6 protein-coding genes and 1 pseudogene are annotated in these 6,667 nt (G+C 62.7%); all 7 read right to left on the bottom strand.

From position 1 onward, the window contains the following. Positions 1-339, bottom strand: a pseudogene (locus tag ACZRMO_RS10830) (ribonucleotide-diphosphate reductase subunit beta); the annotation flags it as partial. 240 nt (positions 340-579) lie between these two features. Continuing rightward, positions 580-1,881, bottom strand: coding sequence for a carbohydrate porin (locus tag ACZRMO_RS10825; protein WP_463972840.1), 1,302 nt, complete (start codon positions 1,879-1,881; stop codon positions 580-582). Between the two features lie 187 nt (positions 1,882-2,068). Beyond that, positions 2,069-2,839: an SDR family NAD(P)-dependent oxidoreductase gene (locus ACZRMO_RS10820; RefSeq protein WP_124529780.1), complete on the bottom strand. Its 771-nt coding sequence runs from the start codon at positions 2,837-2,839 to the stop codon at positions 2,069-2,071. Positions 2,840-2,867: 28 nt separating this feature from the next. Then, entirely contained in the window at positions 2,868-3,926 is a 1,059-nt protein-coding gene (gene rhaT, locus ACZRMO_RS10815) for an L-rhamnose/proton symporter RhaT (protein WP_463972839.1), read from the bottom strand. Between the two features lie 40 nt (positions 3,927-3,966). Then, positions 3,967-4,287: an L-rhamnose mutarotase gene (gene rhaM / locus ACZRMO_RS10810; RefSeq protein WP_463972838.1), complete on the bottom strand. Its 321-nt coding sequence runs from the start codon at positions 4,285-4,287 to the stop codon at positions 3,967-3,969. After that, entirely contained in the window at positions 4,287-5,162 is an 876-nt protein-coding gene (locus ACZRMO_RS10805) for an amidohydrolase family protein (protein WP_463972837.1), read from the bottom strand. Before ACZRMO_RS10805 ends, rhaM begins: the two co-directional genes overlap by 1 nt. A gap of 70 nt (positions 5,163-5,232) precedes the next feature. Then, positions 5,233-6,666 carry an aldehyde dehydrogenase gene (aldA, locus tag ACZRMO_RS10800; RefSeq protein WP_463972836.1) on the bottom strand — a complete coding sequence of 478 codons (1,434 nt, stop codon included), beginning with the start codon at positions 6,664-6,666 and terminating at the stop codon, positions 5,233-5,235. Position 6,667 lies beyond the last annotated feature (1 nt).

Genomic DNA, 6,667 nt, shown 5'->3' with positions numbered 1-6,667 from the left:
GCCGTCGAGGTACTTCTGCCAGGCCCAGTCGTACTTGAACGGCACGAGTTGGTTGAGGTCGGCGCGGCAGTTGATCATGCGCTTTTCGTCAACGGCGACTCGGGCGGCGGAGCCTTCCAGCTCGGCGAGGCCTTCGGCGATGTCGAGTTTATCGAGGGCGGCCTTGGCGCGCACGATGGCGGCGGAGTCACTGGCAGTGACGGCGCGGGCTTCGAGGGCGGCTTTGGCGCCGTCGCCGTCGAGGCGGTCCATGTTGGCTTCGGTGGCGTGGCCGGCGTTGGCGCCCTTGATCACCGCTGCACCGGTGTCTTCGTTGTCGACTTCATCCCAACTCAGCATTGAAATACTCCTTCCTGGTCTGTTCTGACGGCGTGTGAACCCGTCCAAAAATATGCGGTTTGCAGGCTACTAGGCATTGAAATACTGCGCAGAGTGTGGTCGGTAAATACCGATACTGCACACTATGTAGTGGTCTGTTTTGTTTGTGGGCACACTATATGGTGTGTAACAAGACTGGTCAACGCACAAGATGTGCGGTCTTGGGTCGCTGCCAGTCTTAAGCTACGTCAGGACCAGGGATTAGAAATCCGCGATAAATTGCACGCCGCCCACCACCGCGCCGCGGGTTTGCGTGAGCCCGCCCGGGTATTTCACGTATTGCAGGTTGGGCCGCACTATCAGCCAGTTTGTTGCCTGCACGCCATAGTTGATCTCGTAGCTGTATTCACGGCGCTGTTCGGGCACGTACAGCGGTTCGTCGAGGGACGTCACGCCATTCGCCGCATTGAGCATTTGCGTGTTGCGGGTATAGCGGTCGCTGACTTGCAGCTTCGACGCACCCACGCCGAAAGTGTCATCCGGGCGGGCATCGAACGGGCCACGGTAGATCAAGCCGACCTGAATCAGGCTCTTGATCACGCTTTTGTCCGGGTCATTGACCGTGAGGTTGGCGAACACGTTGAGCCCGCGCTTGTTATTGCCGTCTACCGTGGTCAATTGCTGCTGGCCCGACAGCCACCAGCCACTGTTGCTGGAGTACATCCGATAAGGCTTTTGCGAGCTGGCGGCGTAGTTGCCGTCGGCGTCCTTGAGCATGTCCTTGGTGTCGGCGTTGGCGTAGTAGTAACCGGCGTGATACTCCGCGCTCAATCCGTCGATCCGGCCTTTCCAGATGGCTTCGATGGGGAAACTGGTGCCTTGGGAGCCGCTGATAAACGGTTTGAATCCGTTGCTCGCTTCGGCGTTGTCCGGGTTCTTGTCATACGCGCCGATCTGCATTGCGAATTCGTCAGTGAACTGGTACTTGGCGCGCACCGCCCACTGGCTGATGGGGAAGCTGTTCCATACGCCGTTCCAGTTGCCTTCCTGGGAGCCGCACAGGGTCACGTTCTGGAATTCGCAGGGGAATTGATCGAAGTCTTCGCCGTGGCCGAAGCGCCCGAGTTTCAGGGCGAATTTCCTGTCGAAGAACTTCTGCTCGTACCAGAACTGCGACAACCGCCAGGCATTGCCGCCGCCGAACACTTCCATGGTCGAGGTCAGCCCGGTGGCGTTGGGCTGGTGTACGCGGTCGTTGGTGATGTCCTTGCCATGGCGCTCGCCGATGCCGATGCGAAAGGTCGCGTCCTGCCAGCCGAGGAGTTTTTGCAGGTCCATGTCCACGCCGAGGATCAGTTGATCGCTCCAGCGTGCGGTGGTGTGGGAGTTGTAGCCGCCGCCGAGGTTGGAGCCGACTTCGCCGACGTATTTGAGCGTGAAGTCGTAGCCCTGTTCGGCCAGTTGCGGGCGCAGGCCGTTCCAGTCGCCGAGCATCGCGGGGGCGCTGTAGGCGCAGGTGGAGAGGGCGCTGCAGAGCAGGGCCAGGGGGTAGGTGGTGCGCATGGAAAAGCTCCTTGGATTGTTGTTTTTATTGGGAAATGCACAAATTTCAGGCACACAGAGGCCCCCTGTGGGAGCGGGCTTGCTCGCGAAAGCGGTATGCCAGTCAAAAATGTTCTAACTGAACCACCGCATTCGCGAGCAAGCCCGCTCCCACATTGGTGCTGTGGTGTTTTGGAGAGAGTGGGTATTACTGCAAGTTTACGTACAGCCCGCCATCGACCAACAAGGACGCGCCAGTCACATAACGCGCCATGTCCGAAGCCAGGAACACGATCGGCCCGGCGAGGTCATCCGGTTCACCGAGGCGACCCAACGGCGTACGCGAAGTCATATAGGCGAGCTTCTCCTCATCCGCCAAATCCTCTTTGTTGATATCCGTGGCAATCGTCCCCGGCAGCACCGAGTTGCAACGAATCCCATACGGCCCCAGGGCAATCGCGCAGGACTGCATCAATGAATGCAGGCCGGCCTTGGTCGGCGTGTAGTGGGTCTGCATGCCGCCGCCCACCAGGGCGCTGATGGAGCTGACGGCGATGATTGCGCCGCCACGGCCTTGGTTTTTCATCTGGTTCGCTGCGGCCTGCACGGCGAAGTAGGCGCCGTTGAGGTTGGTGTTGACGGTCTTCAGGTAGACCTCGCGGGGCATGTCGAGGAATGAGTGGAACGGGCAGATGCCGGCGTTGTTGACGAACACATCGACGCTGCCAAAGGCCTTTACCGCGCCGGCCACCAGCTTGTCGCCGGTGTCCGGGTCGGCCGCGTCCCCGCCCACTTCGATGGCTGCGCCGCCAAACGCCTTGATCTCTTCGATCAACGAATACGCCGCCTCGGTGCCCTGGCCGCTGCCACTGTGGCCGATCACCACGCGGGCGCCCTGGCGCGCGCATTCACGGGCGGCGGCGCGGCCGATGCCACGGGAGGCACCGGTGATGATCACGGTTTTATCTGCAAGCAACATAACAACACTCCTTCAAAAATAAGCGGCCTCAGCCGAGGTAATTGCCGTAGCCGACCATGGCGATTGCGCCGAGGATCACCGCGATCCCGGCCACCAGCACGCCTTTGTTGGCGGCGCTGGTGCCGTGCCATTCGCGGAAATACAGGCCCCAGCAGTTGGACACGATGATGATGAAAGACATGTGCAGCACCCACGAACTGGCGTCGTTCTGCAGGCGGCTTTCGCCCATGCCGTAGAAAAAGAACTGCAAGAACCACAGCGTGCCGGCGATCGCCACCAGCAAGTAATTGCCCAGCAGCGGGGTGCTGCGGTCGGTGTAGTTGTGGAAGGTGCGGTTGCGCCAGTTCAGCCACAGGCACCAGATGCCATTGGTGGTCAGGCCGCCCCACATGATCACCATAAAGGTCACGTTGTTCTGGAACAGGCTATTGGCGCCGTGCTCTACCGCTGCGGCGGCGAGTGGGCGCCCGGCGGAGATGCCGTAGCTGAAACAGGCACTCAGTACGCCGGAAATGACCGCCACCAGCATGCCCTTGCCCAGGGAAAACTCACTGACACTGGCGAACTTCACCGCCTGGGACACCTCCCGTTCCTTGATCAACCCGGCCTTGCCGCACACCGCGATGCCGACCAGCGACACCGCCACGCCCCACAGCACCCAATGGCCGCCCTGGGAGGCGAGCATCGAGGTCAAGGTGCCTTCGGTTTCGTTGGTGAACAGGTCGCGGTACAGCGCCGGCATCAAGGCGCCGAGGGCCGAGGTGAGGCCCATGATCAGCGACATGCCCAGGGACAGGCCGAGGTAGCGCATGGTCAGGCCAAACGTCAGCCCGCCGATGCCCCACAACACGCCGAACATATACGTCCACAGCAGCGTGCTGGTGTCGGCATCGCGCAGGATCTGCACCCAGCCCGGCACCGTCAATTGCGCGGCAATCAGCGGCACGATCAGCCAGGACACCAGGCCGCCGGTGATCCAGTAGCTTTCCCAGGCCCAGCCGCGGACCTTCTTGTAGGGGATGTAGAAACTGCCGGAAGCGAAGCCGCCGATAAAGTGCAGAATCACACCGAAGAGAATGATTTCCACGTAGTCGAATCCTTTTTATTGTTGTTGTGGGCTGTGTTGGTCAGGGGCGCGTGAGCTGGAACATGGGCTGTAGATCGATGCTGACCGGCGAGGCATCCGCGTGGCTGGGCATGATGTCCTGCATGTGGTTCCACCAACGCTGCATCAGCGCGGTGCCCGGCAGTGCATCCAGGCCGTGGGTGTCCTCGTGGGTCAGCACGGCGAACAGCGCATTGGCAGGCTCATCGAGGAAAATCCGGTAATCCACCACGCCGGCGTCCAGCAGGGCCTGGGCCAGTTCGGGCCAGATCTCGTCGTGGCGCTTGCGGTACTCATCGGCCTGGCCGGGGTTGAGGTTCATGCGAAAGGCGCGCGTCTGCATCAGTGGGCTCCTGCGTCGGGGGTGTAGACCCGTACCGCGTTGTGCACGAAGAATTTGCTTTGTACTGCCGCGGGTTTGTCGGCCATGCAGCGTTTGACCAGGCCCAGGGTGGTGGCGAAATCCGCCAGGTGATCGCTGTTGGGCCAGTCGCTGCCAAAGAAGCAGCGGTCTTCACCGAAGGCTTGCCACAGCACGGCCAGGCGGTCGTTGTAGAACGCCGTGTCGCTGATTAAACCCTGGGGGCCGACCTGCGGGATTTCCGCCAGTTTGGCGAACACATTCGGCCGCTCGGCCAGGCGCAACAGGTCGGCGTGATAGGCCGCTTCTTCAGCGGTTGGCACCTGGGCGTTGGGCAGGTGATCGACGATGATGCGCAGCTCGGGCAAGGCATCGCTCAGGTGCAACAGGCCCTTGATCAAGCGCGGGTTCGGGTTGGCGCTGTCCAGGCTACGGCCGGTGGCGGCGAGTTGGCGCAGGCCGTCGATAAAGCCGGGGCGGGTCTGGTCCAGCAGCAGGTCGCGGTCCCACAGGTTGCCGTAGCGCAGGCCAAGGAACAGCGGCTCGTCGGCCAGCGCCTCGAGGTCATGGGCGAAGTCTGCGTGCAACGGGTCGAGGTTGCCGACAAAGCCGAGCATGCGCGGGTCGCTGCGCAGGGTGTGCAGCAGCCAGCGGTTGTCGTCGCGCCAGGGGCTGGCTTCCACGGCAATCGCGCCGACCACATTGTGCGGCGCGGCCAGCGCCCAGTAGTCCGCCGGCAGATGCGCGGCGTACAAGCGGTTGCCCGGCTCGGGCCAGGGGATGCCTTGGGGCCGGCGCGGGTCGAACAGGTGCAGGTGGCTGTCGATGATCGGGCCGCTGTAGGGCGTCAAGGGCATGGGGCAGTCCTTATCAGAAGCACATTGGGAAGGGCCCGCACGCTACCGTGAGCGGGCCCGTTTAACCAGATCAGCTCTGCAGGTACACCACGTGGGTATGGGTGTATTCGTACAGGCCATGCTTGCCGTCGGCGCCGCCGATGCCGGATTTGCGCACGCCGGCATGGAAGCCTTGCATGGCTTCGAAGTTCTCGCGGTTGACGTAGGTTTCACCAAAGTCGAGCGCGCGCACCGCGTGCATCGCCTTGCCCAGGTCGCGGGTGTAGATCGACGAGGTCAGGCCGTAGTCGCAGTCGTTGGCCATGGCGATGGCTTCGTCGAGGTCGTCGACAATCTGGATCGGCAACACCGGGCCGAAGATCTCTTCGCGCATGATCTCCATGTCGGCGCGGCAACCGGCCAACACCGTTGGCTGGAAGTGAAAGCCTGCGCCCAGGTCGGCAATCTGCCCGCCGGTGATCAAGCTGGCGCCTTGGCTCAGCGCGGTGCGCACCTTGCGATTGACGTTGTCCAGGCCCTGGCGGTTGATCAGCGGGCCCATCTCCACATCGGCCTGGGCCAGCGGGTCGCCGTAGCGCGTGGCGGCCATCGCCGCGCTGATGCGCTCGATAAACTGGTCGGCGACCTTGCGCTCCACGTACACCCGCTCGGCGCAGTTGCACACTTGGCCGGTGTTGATGATGCGCGAATCGCGGATCGCTTTGACCGCCAGTTCCAGGTCGGCGTCGGCCAGCACGATGGCCGGTGCCTTGCCGCCCAGCTCCAGGTTAAGCTTGGTGATGTTCGGCGCGGCGGCGGCCATGATCCGTGAACCGGTGGCGACGCTGCCGGTAAAGCTGATCATGTCCACGCCTTTGTGCGCGGTGAGGGCGCCGCCGACCTGGCCGTCGCCGCACACCACGTTGAACACGCCGGCGGGCAGGTCGGTTGCGGCGACGAGTTTGGCGAATTCAAAGCAGTTGTTCGGCGTTTCTTCGCTGGGCTTGATCACGATGGTGTTGCCGGTGAGCAGCGCTGGCGCCATCTTGCGCGCGATCAGGAAGAACGGGAAATTCCACGGCAGGATGCCGGCCACCACGCCCAGCGGTTTGCGGAACAGGAAGATATTTTCGTTCGGGCGGTCGCTGGTGATGATCTCGCCTTCGATGCGCCGCGCCCACTCGGCCATGTAGTCGAGGTAGTCGGCGGTGAAGTTCACTTCGACCTCGGCCAGCGCGCTGACCTTGCCTTGTTCCAGGGTGATGGTGCGCGCCAGGTGCGCCACGTTTTCGCGCAGCTTGGCGGCAATCCGACGCAGGTGTCCGGCGCGTTCGATGGCCGGTTTGCGCGCCCAGTCTGTTTGCGCCTGGCGTGCGGCGGCGAGGGCCTGGTCCACATCGGCGGCGGTGGAGGCCGGCACCTTGGACAGCAGCGCGCCGGTGGCCGGGTTGCGCACGTCAATGTGGGCTTCACTGGGTACGAAGCGGCCGTTGATAAAGTTCTGGTACACGGGAACAGACGACATA

This window comes from Pseudomonas sp. B611 (genome assembly GCF_055407965.1).
The sequence above is the reverse complement of the archived record's forward strand: the minus strand, read 5'-3'. Positions and strand labels throughout refer to the sequence as shown.